Annotated in this window: 18 protein-coding genes; 2 read left to right on the top strand and 16 right to left on the bottom strand. The window is 37.4% G+C overall.

Features of this window, described 5'->3' with window-relative positions; all coding sequences use genetic code 11:
* Positions 1-140 precede the first annotated feature (140 nt).
* The 16 genes from JF75_RS06645 to JF75_RS06720 form a co-directional block, all read right to left on the bottom strand.
* Positions 141-659 carry a TetR/AcrR family transcriptional regulator gene (locus JF75_RS06645; RefSeq protein WP_046332373.1) on the bottom strand — a complete coding sequence of 173 codons (519 nt, stop codon included), beginning with the start codon at positions 657-659 and terminating at the stop codon, positions 141-143.
* A 214-nt stretch (positions 660-873) separates the two neighbouring features.
* Positions 874-2,235 carry a DEAD/DEAH box helicase gene (locus JF75_RS06650; protein WP_046332374.1) on the bottom strand — a complete coding sequence of 454 codons (1,362 nt, stop codon included), beginning with the start codon at positions 2,233-2,235 and terminating at the stop codon, positions 874-876.
* Entirely contained in the window at positions 2,228-3,184 is a 957-nt protein-coding gene (locus JF75_RS06655) for a DHH family phosphoesterase (protein ID WP_046332375.1), read from the bottom strand. Before JF75_RS06655 ends, JF75_RS06650 begins: the two co-directional genes overlap by 8 nt.
* Positions 3,185-3,236: 52 nt before the next feature.
* Positions 3,237-4,373: a DNA polymerase IV gene (gene dinB, locus JF75_RS06660; protein WP_141639323.1), complete on the bottom strand. Its 1,137-nt coding sequence runs from the start codon at positions 4,371-4,373 to the stop codon at positions 3,237-3,239.
* On the bottom strand, positions 4,366-5,814 hold the full coding sequence (gene zwf, locus JF75_RS06665) for a glucose-6-phosphate dehydrogenase (protein ID WP_046332377.1): 1,449 nt from the start codon (positions 5,812-5,814) through the stop codon (positions 4,366-4,368). The genes dinB and zwf overlap by 8 nt, the downstream gene beginning before the upstream one ends.
* Positions 5,815-5,957: 143 nt before the next feature.
* A complete protein-coding gene (yajC, locus tag JF75_RS06670; protein ID WP_071196436.1) occupies positions 5,958-6,428 on the bottom strand; it encodes a preprotein translocase subunit YajC in 471 nt (156 codons plus the stop codon).
* A gap of 71 nt (positions 6,429-6,499) precedes the next feature.
* Complete coding sequence (gene ruvB, locus JF75_RS06675) at positions 6,500-7,513, bottom strand: Holliday junction branch migration DNA helicase RuvB (protein WP_045928369.1); 1,014 nt, start codon at positions 7,511-7,513, stop codon at positions 6,500-6,502.
* A 45-nt stretch (positions 7,514-7,558) separates the two neighbouring features.
* Positions 7,559-8,143: a Holliday junction branch migration protein RuvA gene (gene ruvA / locus JF75_RS06680; RefSeq protein WP_046332379.1), complete on the bottom strand. Its 585-nt coding sequence runs from the start codon at positions 8,141-8,143 to the stop codon at positions 7,559-7,561.
* Between the two features lie 5 nt (positions 8,144-8,148).
* The gene (gene mutL, locus JF75_RS06685; protein WP_046332380.1) at positions 8,149-10,029 is read right to left on the bottom strand and encodes a DNA mismatch repair endonuclease MutL; all 1,881 of its coding nucleotides are present in this window, start codon (positions 10,027-10,029) and stop codon (positions 8,149-8,151) included.
* Positions 10,030-10,031: 2 nt separating this feature from the next.
* On the bottom strand, positions 10,032-12,614 hold the full coding sequence (gene mutS, locus JF75_RS06690; RefSeq protein ID WP_141639349.1) for a DNA mismatch repair protein MutS: 2,583 nt from the start codon (positions 12,612-12,614) through the stop codon (positions 10,032-10,034).
* Between the two features lie 159 nt (positions 12,615-12,773).
* Entirely contained in the window at positions 12,774-13,421 is a 648-nt protein-coding gene (gene pcp / locus JF75_RS06695) for a pyroglutamyl-peptidase I (protein ID WP_046332382.1), read from the bottom strand.
* A 20-nt stretch (positions 13,422-13,441) separates the two neighbouring features.
* On the bottom strand, positions 13,442-14,365 hold the full coding sequence (locus JF75_RS06700; RefSeq protein ID WP_046332383.1) for a DUF979 domain-containing protein: 924 nt from the start codon (positions 14,363-14,365) through the stop codon (positions 13,442-13,444).
* An 8-nt stretch (positions 14,366-14,373) separates the two neighbouring features.
* Entirely contained in the window at positions 14,374-15,042 is a 669-nt protein-coding gene (locus JF75_RS06705) for a DUF969 domain-containing protein (protein ID WP_046332384.1), read from the bottom strand.
* 126 nt (positions 15,043-15,168) lie between these two features.
* Positions 15,169-16,800: a chaperonin GroEL gene (gene groL, locus JF75_RS06710; RefSeq protein WP_046332385.1), complete on the bottom strand. Its 1,632-nt coding sequence runs from the start codon at positions 16,798-16,800 to the stop codon at positions 15,169-15,171.
* Between the two features lie 19 nt (positions 16,801-16,819).
* Entirely contained in the window at positions 16,820-17,104 is a 285-nt protein-coding gene (groES, locus tag JF75_RS06715) for a co-chaperone GroES (RefSeq protein ID WP_034980276.1), read from the bottom strand.
* 161 nt (positions 17,105-17,265) lie between these two features.
* Positions 17,266-17,901 carry a redox-sensing transcriptional repressor Rex gene (locus JF75_RS06720; protein ID WP_046332386.1) on the bottom strand — a complete coding sequence of 212 codons (636 nt, stop codon included), beginning with the start codon at positions 17,899-17,901 and terminating at the stop codon, positions 17,266-17,268.
* 277 nt (positions 17,902-18,178) lie between these two features.
* Here JF75_RS06720 and JF75_RS06725 point away from each other — a divergent pair, with 277 nt between their 5' ends.
* A complete protein-coding gene (locus JF75_RS06725) occupies positions 18,179-20,098 on the top strand; it encodes an ABC-F family ATP-binding cassette domain-containing protein (protein WP_046332387.1) in 1,920 nt (639 codons plus the stop codon).
* Between the two features lie 120 nt (positions 20,099-20,218).
* Positions 20,219-20,752 carry a helix-turn-helix domain-containing protein gene (locus JF75_RS06730; RefSeq protein ID WP_046324190.1) on the top strand — a complete coding sequence of 178 codons (534 nt, stop codon included), beginning with the start codon at positions 20,219-20,221 and terminating at the stop codon, positions 20,750-20,752.
* The last annotated feature ends 59 nt before the right edge of the window (positions 20,753-20,811 follow it).

Consider the following 20,811-nt stretch of genomic DNA (forward strand, 5'->3'; position numbering starts at 1 on the left):
ACGATTTTGTCAACTGCTTTTGCTCGATTTTTTTCCTGCCTGCTGGGGCCTCTTGCCTTGCGGCTCATTGCCCGACGACAGTTATTAATACTAGCAATTATTTTTCTCTTTTGCAAGTATTTTTTACAAAAAATTTTAGTTCAATCATCTTTTTTTATGGATTGCTCAATATGAACCAATAATAAATGGATACTCTGGTATACATCCCTGATATCATTTCGGCATTCATCTACCACCCAGTTAAAAACAATAGCATAAATTCCGTTTGCTACTAATTCAACTTTGTGAACTGAAAATGGACCTCTAGGTCGCATGTAATTCTCTATTGCTTTAGCATATTCTTTTCGCAAAACGCGATAAAATTCTGGTGGATCTTGTGCAATTCTATTGAGATTGATATAGAATATCTTATTTTCTTTTATTTTCTGTAACATCCGATAGAACATCCGGTCCATCGTTTCGCCATCTACACTTCGTAATGTCCGCCTAGTTTGTAGAGTTAAAACTGAAGTAAATAAATCACAAATATTACGATATTTTGTATAAAAAACTCCACGATTTATATTTAACTTCTTACAAAACTTAGTTACAGTAAACTTATAAACTCTATATTTTGACAGCTCTAACAGGAGAACTTGTTCGGTCTTTGTTAAACTCATCTCGATCGCTCCTACTTATAGTATCATAAGTATATCAATAATAGTCATGTCGAGCAATACTATCTTGGAAAAAAATGATGTTATTTTTAAAAAGCTAAAAAAGTACTTCAAAGGGCAGTATTCTTTATTTTATCTTCTAAATAAAAAAACCAACAACTACTAAAATCGTAGGTTGGTTTTCAGATAATAAGTTAAATATGATTTTTATTTTAAATTAGGTTTGACTATCACGCCTATTTTTTCTTTGGCGCTTGGCCTTACGAATTTTACTACGTTGCTCAATTTTATTTTTTTGCGCTCTGTCTTGTTGAATAGCTCTTTTAATCTTTTTCTTATAGCCTGGTTTACGCTTTTTTTGTGCTTTTTTTACCATCCCTCTTACCTTATTATCAAGGCCTTGAGAAGTTGACTTTCTTAACTTGCGGTTATGATAATGCGTCCGTGGTATGAGAGAATTATCTTTAATTTCGACAAAATCAAAATGAATTCCCATTTTTTCCAGCTTAAGGATTTGATTCATTTCTTCTTCACGAATTAAGGTAATGGCATGACCACTCATCCCATTTCGTCCGGTTCTACCAATACGATGAATCACAAATTCTAATTCGCGGGGGATTTCATAATTAATAACCAAGCTGACACCTTCAATATCAATGCCACGTGCAGCTAGATCAGTTGCCACTACATACTGGTATTGTCCGGCCTCTACTTCACGCATTGTTCTTTTACGTTCGCGCTCAGTAATTCCACCATGAATTTTAGCCACTTTTAAGCCCTGATTAATGAGAAATTCTGTTAGTTCATCAACAGTTTGCTTCGTGTTAGCAAAAATTAGTGCTAAATACGGCTGGCCCATTGTTAATAATTGATAAAGTATTTTTTTGCGACTTTTTGAGCCAATATCAAGCAAGTCGTTTTTGATCGTTGGCGAGATAACAGTAGGATTATCTATGATAATGGTTTCTGGCTTTGCCATGTATTTACGTAAAAAATTAGCCAGCTTAACCGGAATTGTAGCAGAAAAAGCAGTTAAAACACAATTTTGAGGTAATCTTTGTGCAACAAAATCGATCTCACTCAAAAAGCCCAAGTCCAGAGTCATATCGGCCTCATCAATGACAAAATTTTTGACATAATCTAAGGGCAAAATCTTTTTTTCGACAAAATCGTGTAGTCTGCCGGGAGTCGCAACCACAATCTGCGGCTTATGAGCAGAGATCTTATCGACTTGTCGCTCACGGTCGCTACCGCCAGCCAGATGTGCAATAGTAATGTTTAAACCGGCAGCGTCCCTTAACTGGCGCGCAACTTGATACAATTGCTGGGCAAGTTCACGACTAGGCGTAGTCAAAATTGCTTGCGGATACTTAAGATTCTCGTCAATTTCATTCATAACTGGAATCAAAAAAGCATGAGTTTTGCCTGATCCGGTAACAGCTTGTACAACAGCATTTTTATGTGCCATTAAAACAGGGATCACTTTTTCCTGCACCTCAGTCGGTTTAACAAAATTAATCTTTTTTAATCCCTGCCTGATTGCTGGATTTATCTGGTCATTTTCAAAAATATTATTCATGTTCCTCTTGATATTCCTTGGTTACTTGAACTAGTTCTGCGAAAATTTGTTTCACTTCCGCCATATCTTTTGCGTTAGCCCCACTTGCTAAAGCATGACCACCGCCGTCATGTTTGGCTGCTAATTCATTAATTACTGGCCCCTTTGACCGATAATGAACTCTATATGTGCCGTCTGGCTTTTCCACAAAAACATTCCAGGCAATGATGTCCTTAATGCGGCCAGGAGTAGAAACAGTACACGAAGCTTGGTCTGAATCTACACCCAATTTATGCAGAGTATCTTGAGTTAATATTGCATAGGCTGCACCACTAGCATCAACTTTCATATATTCTAAAACTTCAGCCTGTAATTTTGCTTGCTCGAAAGTTACATCGCTGATATTGCGGGCAATCTCGTTGATGTTAATTCCGGTAGCTGCCAATTTAGCTGCAATTTTAAAAGTATGATCTGTGGTTTCAGGATACATAAATCTGCCGGTATCACCTACTATTCCAGCATAAAGAGGATAAGCTACTTCAGCAGTAAGTGGCATTTCTTCAGTAATAATAAAATCAGCTACGATCTGGGAAGCAGCAGGAGCCTGATCATCAACAAAACTCATATCAGCATAGGGTTCAACATCGGGATGATGGTCAATTTTTATTAAAAAATCACCTTTGCTATATAATTTATTAGCAATACGGGCAGTATTTCCGGTGTCTGTGGTAATCACAAGAGCACCCACATAATCTTTTTCCGTTACTTGGTCCATCTTATTTATCCAAGCTAAGTCGCCTTCATCATTTTCGCCCGCGCATAAGATGCGCTTATTAGGAAACTGCAGTTTCAAAGAACGTGCAAGTCCAGCCTGAGAACCTAAAGCATCAGGATCTGGACTAGTATGTCTATGCAAAATAATGGTGTCATATTGTGTGATTTTTTGATATATTTCGGTAAAAGTATTCATATCTTAACTCCCTTATTACTTAATTATAGATTTTAGCTTAATAACAACTTTCTTATTGAATAAACAAATCCAAATCCATATTTTCATAGTCCGCTTCGGTAAAATCCGTAGCTGTCACACCTAAAAGCCTAATACCATCATTTAAAAATGAACTGGAAATAGGATCAAAAAGATCTTTAGCAACATCATATAATTCTAACGGATTATTTGTAGCATGATCAAGTTTACGTCTTTTAGTAACAGTTTTAAAATCACTGTTGCGAATTTTTAAGACAACCGTATTAGCATAAAAATTACGTTCAATTAGCTTATCGGCCAGATCATTAACGTAATTACGCAAATTTGTCAGTGCGGTTTGCTCACTGTAAACGCTGGGTTCATAGGATCGTTCAATACCAATAGATTTGCGATTACGCTCGTCGTCGGGAATTACCCGGGATAAATCAATACCATTTGCGTGCTCTGCCATTAAATAACCCATACGGTTGAAATGTTTTATTAAATCACGAACATGCATTTTTTGCAAGCCACGTCCTGTAAATACATTCATTTCTGCTAATTTTGCTTGTGTCTTGGGCCCAATGCCATGAAACTGAGCAATTTTTTGTTTTGCTAAAAATTGCTGTGCTTCTTCGGGCAAAATAATAGTGCGACCAAAAGGCTTCGAATATTCAGAACCCATTTTAGCCAAAAATTTGTTATAGGTGACACCAAAGGAACAGTTCAGGCCAATTTCTTTTTTTATTTTTTTCTGCAAATTAATTGCAATCTGCAAAGCAGAAGTTACTCCTAATTTGTTTTCAGTTACATCCAAATAAGCTTCGTCAAGTGCAATAGATTGAACGTTATCAGTAATTTCATGCATCAACTGATGAATTTCTGCAGAAACACTATGATATTTCTTAAAATCGGGACTCATAAATACCAGTTTATTTTTGGGTATAAGTCTTAGGGCCTTAATCGATGGCATAGCCGAATGAACGCCATATTGACGGGCAATATAGTTGGCTGTAGCAACCACACCGTGACCGTGATAATTTCTCGGATCCTGACCAATTACTAGTGCCTTATTTTTCAATTCAGGGTGATCACGAGTTTCTACGGAAGCATAAAAAGCATCCATATCAAGGTGAATAATTTTTCTATGTGTATCATTTTTGGGCAGTAAACCGTCGTCAAAGCTATTCATAAATCCAGCGCTCTGTCGGTGACTCAAAAATTTTAGCAGCTGACTTAGGACCCATTCTGTATGGTAAATATTGTTCAGGCTCTTGCCCCTGTTCATTTTCCTTTTGCCATGCTTCTTCAATATGGTCAATAAATTTCCAGTAGTTCTTTAATTCGCTCCAGTGAGTAAAGTTGGTTGAATCATTAACAAAAACATCATGTAGTAAACGTTCATAACCATCTGGCACCTGTTTTTGCTCATCACTTGAAAGTCCGTAACTCAAATTCTCTCGTCTAATGCCAGATTCATTGATTTTTTTACCATTAATAGTAATAAAAATCTGCATCTGCGGATCGATAATAATTGAAATGTTATTTGAATGAGCCATGCCATACTGATTCGACATATGTTTTAAAACAATGTCAATCCTATTTTTCTTTTCTCTCATTTCTTTACCAGTTCTGAAATAAATTGGTAAATCTGCCAGTGGACCCTTTTTAAACTTGACCTCACCGGCTACAAAAGTTTCGGTATGAGAGTCTTCTGCAACATTGGGTTCTTGACGATAGCCAAATGTAACATCACTGCCGAGATATTGTCCCCTTACAAAATGCCGCTCAATTTCGTCTTCGTTAGGAATCACCATGCTGTCTAAAAGTTCTTGCTTTGCTTTGTGGATACTTTGCGAAGTTAGATCTTTAGGTTCCGGCATTGCGAGCAACGTAATTATCTGAAAAATATGGTTCTGTACCATATCGCGCAAAGCTCCTGCTGTTTCGTAATAACCACCTCGAGCCTCAACTCCCAGTTGTTCTGCCAAAGTGACCTGAACATTTTTAATATTATGATTATTCCAAATATTTTTAATCAAAGGATTGGTCAGCCTCATTGGCAAAATGTTCTGAATCATTTCTTTACCTAAGTAATGATCAATCCTAAAAATATCATCTTCAGCAAAAGAAGCAGTTATTTGCTTGTTTAACTCTTCTGCTGTAGCTAGATCACGCCCAAAAGGCTTTTCAACAACAATGCGGTTAAAACCTGAGCTGGTTAAATGTTGATCATTAATGTGTTCAGCAATAGTCCCAAAGAATTTAGGAGCCATGGCCATGTAGAAAATACGATTTCCCTGTGCACTATAACGATCGTCAAGATCTTGCGCCAAATTTTTCAAAGTTTCATAGTGTTCAACATTTGTTACATCATGAGACTGATAGTAAAAATGGCTGGCAAACGCAGCTAAATCATTTTCATCAACTTCATTATGTGTTTCGTGTACAGCGTCACTCACTTGATCGCGCAAATATTCATGTGACCATGGACGACGAGCCGTGCCAATCACAGCAAAATTATCGTGAATTAAACCTTGTTCAAATAAATTAAACAGTGCAGGATATAACTTCCTATGAGCTAAATCTCCACTCCCACCAAAGATAATCATAATTACCGGAATGTTATTCATGAAAAAATCCTTTCTGCTATCTTTTTACACTAACTTTATTTTATACTATTTTGCCGTTAAACTCGCGCTTTGAGCAATATTTGCTATTTTTGTTTACTAATTTTGGTAACAAAAAAGTGCCTTAAAGGCACTTATTAACCACTTTATTTTGACTTGTCCGGTGTTTCAGCAGATGAACTAGCTGGCTTTTCTTTAGCTGGTTTTTCAGCAGGCTGATCCGGCTTTTGATCTGTCGTCGGTTCACTTTGTTCTGCTTCTTCAGTTTTGTCAGTATCTGCAGAGGCAGAAGCTGGTTCAGCATTAGTTGCATTGCCTGGCAGAATTTGCTGTACTGCCATTCTGCTAAAAGTTAAATAAATCCCATCGGCGTCAAGTACAACAGTTTTGTCTTTAGTATTAACAGAATCAATTTTACCGTGAAGACCGTCAATCATGATGACGCTGTCACCTTTCTTCAATTGATTCATCATTTCCATTTTCTTTTGCTGTTGCTTTTTTTGGGGTTTGATCATAGTAAAATACATCAAAGCGATCAAAACTACAAAAACTATGATTGTCCACATAGTACTACTACTACCTGCATTATTAGCCTGTGCTAAAAATAAATTATTCACTTTTACACTCCTCAAATTAAAATTACTCATTGTCTAAATATTAATTATACAAAAAATAACGAACAATTGCATTATTTGTTTGGCAAGGGCAAGCCTAAATGAACGTAAGCTTTCTCAGTGACCATTCTTCCTCTTGGTGTCATTAATAAAAAGCCATTTTGCATTAAATATGGCTCGTACAGTGACTGGATAGTTTCAACGTCTTCTCCTGAATTTGCCGCTAAAGTCCTGATTCCTACCGGACCACCACGATAATTTTCAATAATCACACGCAAAATTTTGCGATCAGTCTGATTAAGCCCTTCATCGTCAACTTGCAATTGTTGCAATGAGCTTTTGGTAGTCGCAAAAGAAATAACTTCTTCTCCTTTAACCTGAGCAAAATCACGCACTCTGCGTAATAACCTGTTAGCCACACGGGGCGTGCCCCTAGATCTGCGTGCTAATTCGTGTGCTGCTTGAGGTTCAATATCAATATTAAAAACTTTGCTTGAACGACAAATAATTTTTTCCAGTTCATCAACAGTATAGTACTGCAAGTGTTCCACGATACCAAATCGTCCGCGTAAAGGAGCAGAAAGTTGACCGGCTAAAGTAGTTGCGCCAACTAAAGTGAAAGGTGGCAAGGGGACATGAACCGCGTGAGTAGTCTGCCCTTCACCAATCACGATATCAACATAATAGTCTTCCATTGCGGAATAAAGTACTTCTTCAATTGGCTTGGCCAAACGGTGAATTTCATCAATAAATAAAATATCACCAGGATTAAGATCAGTTAGCAAGGCAACTAAATCACCAGCCTTTTCAATTGCAGGTCCACTGGTACTTTTTAGGTGGACACCAAGCTCATTAGCTATTACAAATGCTAACGTTGTTTTTCCCAATCCAGGCGGACCATATAATAGAACGTGATCCAGTGCTTCGTCTCTTTTTTTGGCAGCCTTTATATAAACTGCCATCTCTTTTTTTACCCGTTTTTGTCCCAAATATTCATCTAGTGTTTGGGGACGCAGTGAAAATTCGGCTTGTTCTTCTTCTGAGCCCTGAACTTCACCAGAAACTATCTCATTTTTATTTTCTGCCAACTGTCTCACTTCCTTTTTAAATCGTTATTTTCATTATAGCAAGATTTACTTCTTTAAGAGAAGAGACAATCCCTTTTTGATGTACTGATCTGCCGTTGTCTTTTCTTCTTCTATTAAAGCCGGTGTAATTCTGTCTACTTCTTTTTTAGTATAACCTAGTGCCAGTAAAGCTAACAAAGCATCATTTAATTCTGGTGTTACTTCCGCTAAAGCTTCTTTATTTGCCTTCTTGACATAGTCTCCTAATTTACCTTTTAAATCAAGGACAATTTGTGAAGCTGTTTTTTTGCCTACACCAGGAAAACGAGTTAAGAATTTCACCTCACCCTGTTCAATTGCTTCTGCTAGAGAATTACTGTCTTCAGCAGCCATAATTGCTAAGGCAGACTTTGGTCCGATACCACTGACACTTAAAAGTTTTAAAAACAGTCCTTTATCATCTTCAGTTTGAAACCCATATAAGGTTACTCCAGTATCTCGCACGATTTGTTCAATAAAAACTCGCACTTTTTGTCCCTCTTGGTATGCGTATGGTGAGGGACTAAAGACCTTGTAGCCAACTCCATTTACGTCAACTACTATAAAATCTGGCTTAATTAGAGTAATAGTACCATTTAAATATTCATACATTGTTATTAATCTTTCTTAAACATTTTGTGCAAATCACTTTTTCTTAGGCGCACAATTGCCAAATTACCCTTCGCATCATGATACGGATCAGAAATTTGTCTCAAACTCGTCAAAATTTCGCCACAATCTGCAGATGTCAGCCTTTTACGTCCAGGAACTTCCCTTTGAGCTTGATCTGCTGCTATTCTTTTAATTAAATTTTGAAAATTGCTGCCATCTACGTTTAAAAACGTGTCTAAAATTGTACGCACAGAATGTTCGACATCAGTACCCAGCCAGGTAGGATAGGATCTCAAGATGAAGGTATCTTGCCCAAAATCTTCTAAAAAAATACCAATTTTTTGAATATCTGCCAACTTATCTTTTATTTGTAAAAAATCTAAATTGCCAAATTCCAAAATTAACGGGCTTAATAAACCTTGCTGGCTGATTTTAGAACTAGACAATTCGAGCATAATCTTTTTAAAAGAAAGCAGTCTTCTGGCAGCAACCTGATCAATTAAATATAAGTCATCATTACTTGCAGCAATAATATATATTTTAGTTTGACCTACAAAACTTAATTCGGGTAAACTACTTGCCAGTAATTCATCCCCGGTAGAAATCACTCCGCTACTAGACTGCTTACTGGTGAAAGGCGTCAACTGACATTGTTTTTTAACGTTCTCCGTCCAAGTTGCGGTAATCAGATAACGATCATCATCTCGCGGGGTATCTAAATCTACATACTGTGTATGTTGAATATGCTGGATTTTTTCAGGTACCGTTTCATTAATTTGGTCAGTTTGAGTTTCAGGTCTTTTAGTTTCAACCACGTTTTTATTTAAATTAAATTTTAACTGATCAACTAAAGTATCTTCTGTAGCGTTATTTAAATTGCTGATAGCATCAGATTTTGTTTCATTCTTCAAGAGCACAGTGCTGATTGCATTTGTTATTAAACGACTTAATTCAGTTTCTTTGGATAAACGTACCTCCCTTTTTGTGGGGTGCACGTTAACATCTACCAAAAGTGGATCAGTTTTTATCTTAACCACAGCTATCGGATAATGTTTAGCAGCAAGGTTATTACCATAACCAGCCATCACTGCACTAGCTAATTTAAAATTTCTAATGTACCGACCATTAAGTAAAATGGAAATAAAATTACGCGTAGATCTGGTAAGTTCAGGGTTAGAAATTAAGCCACTTATCTCAAAATCATTATCACTGCTTTTAAAAGACAACATTTTTTCCGCAATATTTCTGCCATAAACGCTAGAAACCGTTTGCCGTAAATTATTGTTGCCAGCAGTTCTTAATAATATTCGACCTTCGTTCATCAATGTAAATGCAATTTCAGGATAACCTAACGCAATCCGATTAACAATATCCACGATTTTCATAATTTCAGTTCTCGGACTACGTAAATATTTTAATCGCGCCGGTGTGTTATAAAATAAGTCTTTAACAGTAATCTGTGTACCCTTTCTGGCAGCAGCATTTTCCTGTGTTTTCTTAACTCCGCCCGCAAACTCGGCGCGCGTACCTATTTCATTAGCAGAATTAGTTAAAATTTCGACGTGACTGACTGCAGCAATTGAGGCTAAGGCTTCGCCTCTAAAACCTAATGTATTGACATTAAATAAGTCATGCTCACTTGCAATCTTACTGGTCGCATACCTGGTAAAAGCAAGATCAATCTGATCGCTATCAATTCCGGAGCCGTTATCTTGAACTACAATTTGCTTTAAACCGGCATCAGTGAATTCAATTCTAATTCTGCTGCTACCTGCGTCAATTGCATTTTCGACCAGTTCTTTTACCACGCTAGCAGGTCGTTCAATTACTTCTCCGGCTGCGATCTGATTAGAGAGATTGACAGAAAGCTCATGTATTTTTGCCATGACTAGTTCTCATCCTTTAAATCTTCTTGCCAGTTTTCGACTAACTGCATTACTTGCAGCGGCGTCTGATCAGCTAAATAAAGATTAGAAATTTCATCTAAGATATCTTTTTCTTTATCAGTTAATTCATCCTTAGAATCTGATGGTGTTTCAACAGGAACAGCTTCTTCTGTTTCACTAGCTGAACTAAACAAATCCAGCTGCGTGGAAGCAGGACCTAAATTACTTCCTTGGGCTTCAAGTCTATTAAGCAACTTAGTAGCTTTTCGTAAAACTTTTCGCGGCAATCCAGCAAGTTGTGCTACATGGATGCCATAGCTTTGATCAGCTGGACCAGGTAAAATTTTATGAAGAAAAATTAATTTACCGTTTTCTTCGGTTGCTCCAACGTGAATATTCTTTAAATGAGACAGTGTCTGTTCCATTGCTGTTAGCTCGTGGAAGTGCGTCGCAAACAACACTTTAGCACCAACTTCATCGTGCAGATACTGCACAATAGCACCAGCGAGTGCCATGCCATCATAGGTTGCTGTTCCGCGACCAATTTCATCAAATAAAACCAGACTCCGCTTAGTGGCATGCTGTAATGCATCGTTTGCTTCAGTCATTTCGACCATAAAGGTACTTTGACCGGAAATTAAATCGTCTGCTGCACCAATTCGGGTAAAAATTTGGTCAAAAATAGGCAAATCTGCACTATCTGCTGGCACAAACGAACCAATTTGAGCCATCACGGCAATAAGTGCCATCTGCCTCATATAAGTGCTTTTTCCGGACATATTAGGACCAGTTATCAGAAAAATGTCTGTATTTTCTGTTAATTTTACATCGTTAGGAATAAAAGAGCCTGCCTTCATCACCTGTTCAACTACAGGGTGACGGCCCATGATAACTTTAACATCCTGATTATCAGTATGAAATTGTGGTCTGCAGTAATTATTATCCTCGGCAACTTGAGCAAAAGAGCAGAAAACATCGAGCTCTGCCACTTGTCCAGCCAACTTTTGCAAGGCAGGAATATATTTCTTAACTTCTTCTCTTAATTTCACAAACAAATCATATTCCAAATCCGTTGATTTGGTCTGTGCTTCTAAAATCAGATTTTCATGCTCTTTAAGTTCAGGTGTAATATATCGTTCAGCATTGGTCAAAGTTTGCTTACGAGTATAACGATCTGAAGGTACTTTGCCCTTATTCGAGTTTGTAACCTGAATATAATAGCCAAAGACCTTGTTGTAACCTACTTTTAAATTTTCAATTCCTGTTTTGGCCCGTTCATCCTGCTCCATTTCAGTCAGCCATTTTTTACCATTATTCATGGCATCCCGGTAGCGATCTAATTGACTATCAATGCCATCTTTGATTAGCCCTCCCTCAGTGGTCAGAACTGGAGGCTGATCAACAATGGTATCTGTAATTAATTTGGCAATTCCTTTTAACGGATCAATTTGTCTGGCAAAATTTTGCAGATTTTTATTATCAGCTTTTTGGATTGCTGTCAAAATCGTTGGTACGGCATTGAGAGAATGAGCCAATTGCAATAACTCGCGGGCATTGACATTGCCAAAAGCAATTCGCCCAGTTAAACGTTCCAGGTCATAAACCCCTTTAAGAGCATCATTAATATTTTCCCGCGTAAAATATTCATCAATTAATGCCTGCACCATTTCCTGCCGTTTATTTAGCTGCTCAACAGATAAGAGTGGCCGAGCCAGCCATTGTTTTAACAATCGTCCACCCATTGCAGTATGAGTTTTATCCAGAACCCAAAAAAGGGAACCCATTTTTTTGCCGGTTTTCGCAGATGCTGTTAACTCTAAGTTATCCCGTACGGTGTGCGACATTTGTAAATATTGATTGACTTCATAACTTTTTGCTACTTGTAAGTGGGCTAAACTGCGGCGCTGCGTCTGCAATAAATAACCTACAAGTTGTTTTACAGCAGCTTTTTCGGCAGAATTAGTTAAATTTTGTTCAGCAAATGAAATCTCTGCATGTTTGCCAGTTAATTCTACGGGCTCTGACACCGTAATATTAGCTTTATGGAGAAAATCACTATCCTTGTCACTTAAGTGACCATTAAAAACAACTTCGCGTGTTCGCAGCGAAAGCAACTCATTTGAAACAGCAGCAAAGCTTTTTAAATGTGTAGCGTAAATTTCACCAGTGGATAAGTCACTGTATGCCAGTCCAAAGCAACTTTTGGTAGTTACAACCGATGTAAGATAATTTGATTCTTTAGCTTCACTGGGCTTGTCATTCATTAAAGTTCCGGGAGTCACAAGTTGAATTATGCCCCGTTTAACCATTCCTTTAGCTTTTTTAGGATCTTCGAGTTGTTCACACAAAGCTACCTTGTAGCCTTTTTCAACCAAAGTATCTACATAGGATTGGACTGCTACATGCGGAACTCCTGCCATTGGAACAGGGTTTTCAGCTTTATTAGATCTGTGAGTCAAAGTTAATTCTAAAATTTGAGCACCTTTGACTGCATCATCTTCAAATAATTCATAAAAATCGCCCACCCGATAAAAAAGGAAAGCATCGGGATATTGCTTTTTAATTTCGTGATATTGCTCCATCATCGGAGTCAGGTTTGTTTGCGCCATTATTCCCCTTCTTTTCTGCATTACTGTTATTATTATACGCTAAAGTTCTTGTTAAAAGAAAAAAGACCGCAAGTAAAACGATCTCTTTTCACAATATGTTTTTTTGCCGCAGTGATTGCTTTCTTTTTAAAAAATTTAAGCAATGTGGCCTTCAATACTTTGTAAATCTTTTTTGCCATCCATTTTCACAATAGCGCTAATTGCTGCAGTAATGCCTTTTACATCATCTGCTAGGCTAAGACAAGGAGTTTCAGGTTTAGCAACAACTTGCTCAGGTAAATACGGAATGTGCATAAATCCAGCCTTTAAGTTACGAAATTCCTTGTCAATCATATACTGCACTTGATACATAATATGATTGCAGACAAAAGTCCCTGCTGTAGTAGAAACAGAGCTTGGCAATCCAGCTTCCCGAATTGCACGTGCCATCGCTTTTACAGGAAGTTGTGTGAAATATGCGTTTTGTCCATCTTCATGAATAGGACTAGCAACTGGTTGATAACCTTTGTTATCAGCAATACGGCCATCATCAAAATTAATAGCTACTCGTTCTGGAGTCAAAGCATAACGACCACCAGCTTGACCGATATTTAAAACATAATCTGGTTTTTCCTTAAGAATAGCTTCATGAACTACTTCTGCACAGTCGCCAAAAACTGTTGGTATTTCGAGTTTAACGATCTTTGCACCAGCAATCTCATCATCCAGCCGTTTAACTGCTTCAATTGCAGGATTAATCTTATCTTCGCCAAAGGGATCAAAACCTGTTACAAGAATTTTCATTATCTTTTCTCCTTACTATCTTAAAAAGCTAAAAAGTACATTAGAATAATTTGAATGAGCAGCATGCTAATTGCAATCGGAAATTGTTGCTTGATTACACCTAATTGATCTTTCATTTCCATTAATGCAACTGGCAAAGTATTAAAGTTGGCTGCCATTGGGGTAAGCAATGTACCACAGTATCCAGATGTCATTCCTAATGCCGCAACTACAATCGGTGAACCACCTTGGGCGACAACGAAAGGAATGCCAATCCCTGCTGTAATAACTGCAAACGCAGCAAACGCATTACCCATTATTGCTGTAAATAGTGCCATAGCAATACAATAAAGTGCAACTCCTAATAAGTGGTTTCCAATAGGAAAAAGCCCGGAAATAGCTTTAGCCGTCACTTGTCCCACACCTGAAGCTGTAAATACCACACCTAAAGTTGCAAGTAGTTGTGGTAAAATGCCGGCAGAACCAACAGAACGAACCATTCTTTGTGTATCTTCGTAAACTACTTTGGCATTTGATCTAGTCAAAATTTGTGCAACCACAAGTGAAACAATAGCTGCTACACCGATTCCTACTTGACCACCAAAATTAGTAAATTGTGCTATGACCAAAGCTAAAACTGCCAGCAAGATACTGGGTAAGAAAATCCAGTTGCCAATACGTTTAACCGTTTTTTGGGCTACTTTTTCATCCAATTCCTTAATATGGCCGACACGAACCTGTTTAAATAATGATAACAAAGCAATAATGACGATAAGGCCACCATTAATTGCATTTGGCAACCATTGTCCAGTGCAGAAAAGTATTGCAAATAAAAGCCAAAATAATCCAGTACCCCAGCGAGCTGGATTAGCCTGATCGCGCCAAGATTCAATAGCAGCAGCCAAGAAAAAAAGGCCAATTAAAATATAGAATGCCAGTAAAACATTATTAATTAAAGTATCCATTATTTCTCCTATTTTTCCTTGCTTTTCATTAACTTTTGGTCAAATGAGTGATTGTAGAACAGGCATAAAATATAGCTGATAATAGCTACAGGAAAAGTGTATAAAACAATACCGGCAGGATCTACAGGATGACCCAGCGATTTCATCGTACTTGCAATAAGTAAAACACTCGAGGAAGCAACAAACAGGTTTTGGGCAAAGAAATTACCAAAATTTTCTGTTGCAGCAGCTCTACCTTTGATTTGGTCTACTTCAAGAGGCGTCAATTCGCTATTAACCTTACCGGCCGCTTGTGCCATTGGATTAATTAGTGGCGCAATAAATTGGACGTGTCCTTGTAATGAAATGCCGAAAGCACCAGCAATTTCACGAATGGCTTGGTAAATATCGAAGATACGACCTGGAGTCAGTTTCTTCATTTTTTTAATCAAATTAACAGCAACTTGTTTTAAACCATGTCTTTCTAAAATTCCAATAGTTGGTAAAGTAAGAAAGAATAACGAAACCATTCTATTATCCATAAATCCTTTACCCAGAATTGTCAAAAATGAGGTAAAATCTATTCCCGAAACTAATGCTGTAATTAAAGCAGCAATTACAACTACGGCTATCGTATCAAGCCCTAAAGCAAATCCGACTACTATAACAACAATACCTAATAAACTTAAATATTCCACTAATGTTCCTTTCCAGTGAACAATCAAAACTGATATAAGCTTAAAACTGCATTATAACAAAAAATCCTGCCAGCAAGCCCCACAGGGTTGCTAGTAGGATTTATTAAATAACTAATAAAAACTAGATTACATTACACCTGGATTGCCAGCACCTGCGCCTGCATTAGGATCAGCAGCAGGTTTATCTTCTGGTATTTCGGCAACAACAGCTTCAGTAGTTAAGAGTAGAGCAGCAATAGAAGCAGCATTTTGTAAAGCTGTACGGGTTACTTTAGTTGGGTCAATAATTCCGGCATCAACCATGTTTTCCCATTTGCCGTTAGCTGCATTATAGCCAACTTCATTTTCTTGACCTTCAAGTTTGTTCAAGATAACTGAGCCGTCTTCACCAGCGTTGTTAGCGATTTGACGAACTGGAGCAGTTAAAGCTTCTAAGACGATGTTAATTCCAGTTTGTTCATCAGCATTGTCGCCTTTAAGGCCTTTAACGGCATCCTTAACGTCTACTAATGCTGTACCACCACCGGCAACATAACCTTCGTCAACGGCTGCACGAGTAGAGTTCAAAGCATCTTCAATGCGGTATCTGCGTTCTTTCAATTCAGTTTCAGTAGCAGCACCAACATGAATAACAGCGACACCACCTGTTAATTTAGCTAGACGTTCTTGCAATTTCTTCTTATCGAAGTCAGAGGTAGTCTCTTCAATTTGCTTTCTAATTGAATCTTCACGGTCTTTAATTGCTTCATCAGAACCAGAACCATCAACAATAGTAGTTGAGTCTTTGGTTACAGTGATGCGGCGAGCTTGACCTAGTTGGTCAATCTTAGTGTCCTTTAATTCAAGACCTAAGTCCTCAGTAATTACTGTACCACCAGTTAAAGCGGCAATATCTTGCAGTTGTTCTTTACGACGATCGCCAAAGCCAGGAGCTTTAACAGCAACAACATTAAAGGTACCACGAATCTTGTTCAAAACTAATGTTGGTAAAGCTTCACCAGAAACATCATCAGCAATAATCAGCAATGATTTGCCTTGTTGCACAATTTCTTGTAACAATGGCAAAATGTCTTGTATGTTAGAAATCTTCTTATCAGTGATTAAAATGTATGGATTGTCAAGATCTGCTTCCATCTTGTCATTATCAGTTACCATGTATTGTGAAAGGTAACCACGGTCAAATTGCATACCTTCGACTACTGATAATTCAGTTTCAATACCACGTGAATCTTCAATAGTGATAACACCATCATTACCAACTTTTTCCATTGCGTCAGCGATTAGGTCACCAACTTCTTTTGAAGCTGAAGATACTGAAGCTACTTGAGCAATCTGGTCTTTTGAAGAAACAGTGTGACTAATTTTATGTAATTCGTTAACTACTGCCTTAGTAGCTTTTTCAATACCGCGGCGAACACCAACAGGATTAGCACCAGCAGTAACATTCTTCATGCCTTCACGAATGATTGCTTGAGTCAAAACAACAGCAGTAGTTGTACCATCACCAGCAATGTCATTGGTTTTTTGTGCTGCTTCTGCAACTAACTTAGCACCCATATTCTCATAGTGGTCTTTTAATTCAATTGCCTTGGCAATTGTCACACCATCGTTAGTAATGTCTGGGTTGCCGTATGATTGCTCTAAAACAACATTTCTACCCTTAGGACCAATAGTTGCCTTAACAGTGTCAGCTAATTTATCAACGCCCTTTAATAGAGAACGTCTTGCTTTTTCTGAAAATTTAATTTCCTTTGCCATGTTTTTCTGCGCTCCTTAATTACTTAACAATTGCTAAAATATCTTTTTCATGAAGGACTAAATACTTTTCGTCATCATACTTGACATCTGTGCCTGAATACTTGTCGTATAAAACAACGTCACCTTTTTTAACAGTCATAGGAATTTTACTGCCGTTCTCAGCATAACTGCCCTCACCAACAGCAACAACTTCACCTTCTGTTGGCTTTTGTTTAGCATTAGAAGCCAGGACGATTCCGCCTACAGTTTTCTCTTCTTCTTCTTTAACTTTAACGATCACGCGATCACCAATTGGTTGTAACACGTTTGTCCCTCCTAAAATTAAATTATTAATCTATTTTACGTGTCATTAGCACTCCTATCAGTTAAGTGCTAACTTACATTTATGATAATAACCCCTTTTATGAAAAAATGCAAGAAAAAATTAGCACTTTGAGTAAAAAAGTGCTAATTCTATTTTTAGACCTACTTTTTCTTGTCTGAGTCCAGAAAGTAAATTAGAGTTTGTAATTCCGTTGCCAAGTCAACGTTTTGGATTCTAATACCACTTGGAGCAGACAAACGAATTGGCGTGAAATTCATAATTCCTTTGATGCCGGCTTCAACCATATCATCAGCGGTTTTTTGAGCTGTCGTAGAAGGAACAGTCAAAATAGCAATAGAAATCTGCTGGTCACTAAGCTGTTTTTTTAGCTCACTCATATCATAAACAGGAACGCCACTAAGAATCTTGCCCGTAATTTTATCATCAATATCAAAAGCACATGAAATACGGATATTGTTTGTACGCTTGAAATTATAGTTTAATAATGCATGACCTAAATTACCAACGCCAACCAGAGCAACATTGGTTAAGGTATCTTGGTTTAAAATCTTTTTAAAAAAAGAAAGCAAGCTTTTTACATCATAGCCGTAGCCACGTTTGCCCAATGCGCCAAAGTATGAAAAATCACGTCTGATTGAAGCACTATCTACTTGAACGGCTTCAGATAATTCAGTAGAGGAAACTTTTTCTTTGCCAGCCTCATTTAAAATTATCAGATAGCGGTAATATAGCGGCAGTCTTTTAGCCGTAGCCGTGGGTATTTTGATTTTTTCCATTTAAAAAGCCTCCAACTTGATTAAGTAAATATTTCGTTTTGTGAATTATTCAGCAATTACTACTATTTTATCTATAAATTTGCGTTATTTGCAAACATTTTTTTCACAATCTATCAAATTTTAGCATAATAGTAACAGGTTGATAATAGAAATTTGTATTTTTACTCTTTTTAATGTAAAAATGCTTCTTTTTTACATTTATTTCCTATATTTATCAATCAAACTCTCCCCCAAGAATTTTGCTACTTATGCTAAAATGGTTTCTAGGTGAAAAATTATGATAATTGCTCAAGGACACGACTTAGAAAAACAATTCGGTGCCAACACATTATTTAAAAACGTCAATTTTTCAATTGACTCAAATGCAAGAATAGGTCTCATTGGACCAAATGGTGTCGGTAAAACGACTCTGCTTAAAATTATGACCGGCGAAGAAGAAGCCACACATGGTGACTTAACCATCAATAAAAATATAGATGTCGGCTATATTGCTCAAGAAAATGATTTAATTGAAAATAAAACTATTTGGGATGAAATGTTGTCTGTTTTTACCCCTTTAATTAATATGGGTAAAAAAATAAGTGATTTACAAGAAGAAATGTCTGCAAATCCGCAAAAAAAGGACCTGCTAAAACAATATGACCAGTTGCAATACAACTTCGAACAACAAGGTGGATACACCTACCAGGCCGATATCAAAAGTATTTTGAACGGATTTAATTTTCCTGAAGCAACTTGGAGTAAAAATGTTGGCAGCCTTTCTGGGGGAGAAAAAACGCGGCTTTCTTTTGTTAAGTTGTTATTGCGCAAACCCCCATTATTACTGCTTGATGAACCTACCAACTATCTGGATTTAGACACATTAGACTGGCTTGAAAATTACCTTAAAAACTATTCTGGTGCCATTTTGGTAGTTTCTCACGACCAATATTTTTTGGATAATTTAGCAACGCAGATTTTTGAATTACAATTTGGCAAATTAACTGTGTTTAAGGGAAATTATTCTGCCTACGTTGCTGAGCGGCAATTGCGTGACCGCCAACAAGAAGAAGCATACGAAAAACAACAAGAAAAAATCAAAAAAGACGAGGAATTCATTCAAAAAAATATTGTCAGAGCCAAAACTACTAAGAGAGCTCAAAGTCGGCGTAAGCAATTGGAAAAAATGGAGAGAATCACTCCTCCAAAACACAAAAACAAAGTGCGCATTAATTTTCAAAGCGAGCGCCCATCTGGTAAAGAAGTACTTATTTTACGTGATTTAACAATTGGCTACCCCACAAAAACAATGGTTAACAATATTTCCCTGCAAATAAATAAAGGCGACCGCGTAGCCGTAATTGGTCAAAATGGTATTGGTAAATCAACTTTACTAAAAACCGTTATGAAGGAGTTAAAACCGAAAAAAGGTTCAATCAAATATGGAGCTTCGTTAGACATCGGCTACTATGATCAAGAACTGCAAGGGCTTGATCCAGGTAAAACTGTAATCGATACAGTTTGGGACCGGCACAAAACAATGCCTGAAAAAGATGTGAGGTCGATTTTAGCCAGTTTTTTGTTTACGGCAAAAGATATTGATAAAACTGTCGGGCAACTTTCAGGTGGTCAAAAAGCGAGATTAACCCTAACAGTTTTGTCGCTTGAGTATAATAATTTTTTATTGATGGATGAACCCACAAACCACTTGGATCTTGAAGCTAAGGAAGTTTTAGAACAGGCGCTACAGAACTATGATGGTACTTTACTTTTTGTTTCTCACGACCGCTATTTTATCAATCAGTTAGCAAATAAAATTGTAGAAATTAAAAACGGTATTGCTCAAGTATATGAGGGTGATTATAGCTATTATTTAGATGAAAAAAGCAAGCAAAATATTGTTTCAGAGAACGAGTCGGCAGCAAATAATACGGCAGCAAAAGTAGACGAAAATAAAAACAAGCTTTCTTATCAAGAGCAAAAGTTGCGCGATTCACAAAAGCGTAAATTACAAAGAGAAGTTGAAAATACCGAAAATAAAATTGACAAACTTGAAAAGGGACAAAAAGATATTCAATCTCAAATGGCTGATCCTGCAATTGCCACTAATTTTGACAAATTAGGTCCATTGCAAGAACAGCTCACTGAGGTGCAAAAACAATTGGATGATGCAAATGTTGCTTGGGAAAAAGCATTAACGGATTTAGAAAACTTTTAATAATACTTGATGACTTTTAAATTTTTAGATATAAAAAGAGCTAATAAAATTTACGTTTCATTTTCGTAATCTGAAGTTAACCCTCTAGATTGGACAAAAATCCAACTGGAGGGTTTTACTATGGTTAAATTTACCGTCAAACAAAAATTACAGGCGCTTAACTTGCTCAAAGAAGGCTACAGCAGCCGTTCTGTGGCGCAAATGATTGGCACCGGATCACATCAACTAATTGATACCTGGGCTGCGCAATACCAGCACTTTGGCGTTAAGGGCCTAGAAATTCGGCACACCTCGCAAAATTATCATGGTCAATTCAAGCTCCAAGTCTTAAACTGGAGAAAAGAACATGACGAGACCTATCAAAATACCGCCATTCACTTCAAAATTGCCACACCCAGCTTAATTTGTACTTGGCAAAAACGTTTTGACGAAGGCGGGCTTGATGCGCTCTTTACCAAACGAGGCCGACCACCAATGAACAAATTGCCTAAAAAACCAGTTAAGTATACCAGCAGCGAGTTATCTGAATTAGAACGGCTGCGCTTAGAAAACCGTCAGCTCCACATTGAGAACGACTACCTAAAAAAAGTCGAAGCCTTAGCTCGGCGCAAAGACGCTCAACGCAAGAAGAACGGACCATCATCCAAGAGCTAAGGCATGAGCACAACTATCAACTGCAAGAACTATTGCACTATAGCTTTTTAGCCAAGAGC

Source organism: Lactobacillus kimbladii (assembly GCF_000970755.1).
Taxonomy (GTDB): Bacteria; Bacillota; Bacilli; order Lactobacillales; family Lactobacillaceae; genus Lactobacillus; species Lactobacillus kimbladii.

Bases quoted from the DNA above. Each gene is read 5' to 3' on its own strand.
- JF75_RS06645 (WP_046332373.1), bottom strand. From the start codon at position 659: ATGAGTTTAACAAAGACCGAACAAGTTCTCCTGTTAGAGCTGTCAAAA.
- dinB (WP_141639323.1), bottom strand. From the start codon at position 4,373: ATGAATAGCTTTGACGACGGTTTACTGCCCAAAAATGATACACATAGA.
- zwf (WP_046332377.1), bottom strand. From the start codon at position 5,814: ATGAATAACATTCCGGTAATTATGATTATCTTTGGTGGGAGTGGAGAT.
- JF75_RS06730 (WP_046324190.1), top strand. From the start codon at position 20,219: ATGGTTAAATTTACCGTCAAACAAAAATTACAGGCGCTTAACTTGCTC.
- JF75_RS06655 (WP_046332375.1), bottom strand. From the start codon at position 3,184: ATGAATACTTTTACCGAAATATATCAAAAAATCACACAATATGACACC.
- JF75_RS06720 (WP_046332386.1), bottom strand. From the start codon at position 17,901: ATGGAAAAAATCAAAATACCCACGGCTACGGCTAAAAGACTGCCGCTA.
- JF75_RS06725 (WP_046332387.1), top strand. From the start codon at position 18,179: ATGATAATTGCTCAAGGACACGACTTAGAAAAACAATTCGGTGCCAAC.
- ruvA (WP_046332379.1), bottom strand. From the start codon at position 8,143: ATGTATGAATATTTAAATGGTACTATTACTCTAATTAAGCCAGATTTT.
- JF75_RS06650 (WP_046332374.1), bottom strand. From the start codon at position 2,235: ATGAATAATATTTTTGAAAATGACCAGATAAATCCAGCAATCAGGCAG.
- mutS (WP_141639349.1), bottom strand. From the start codon at position 12,614: ATGATGGAGCAATATCACGAAATTAAAAAGCAATATCCCGATGCTTTC.
- pcp (WP_046332382.1), bottom strand. From the start codon at position 13,421: ATGAAAATTCTTGTAACAGGTTTTGATCCCTTTGGCGAAGATAAGATT.
- groL (WP_046332385.1), bottom strand. From the start codon at position 16,800: ATGGCAAAGGAAATTAAATTTTCAGAAAAAGCAAGACGTTCTCTATTA.
- JF75_RS06700 (WP_046332383.1), bottom strand. From the start codon at position 14,365: ATGGATACTTTAATTAATAATGTTTTACTGGCATTCTATATTTTAATT.
- mutL (WP_046332380.1), bottom strand. From the start codon at position 10,029: ATGGCAAAAATACATGAGCTTTCTGTCAATCTCTCTAATCAGATCGCA.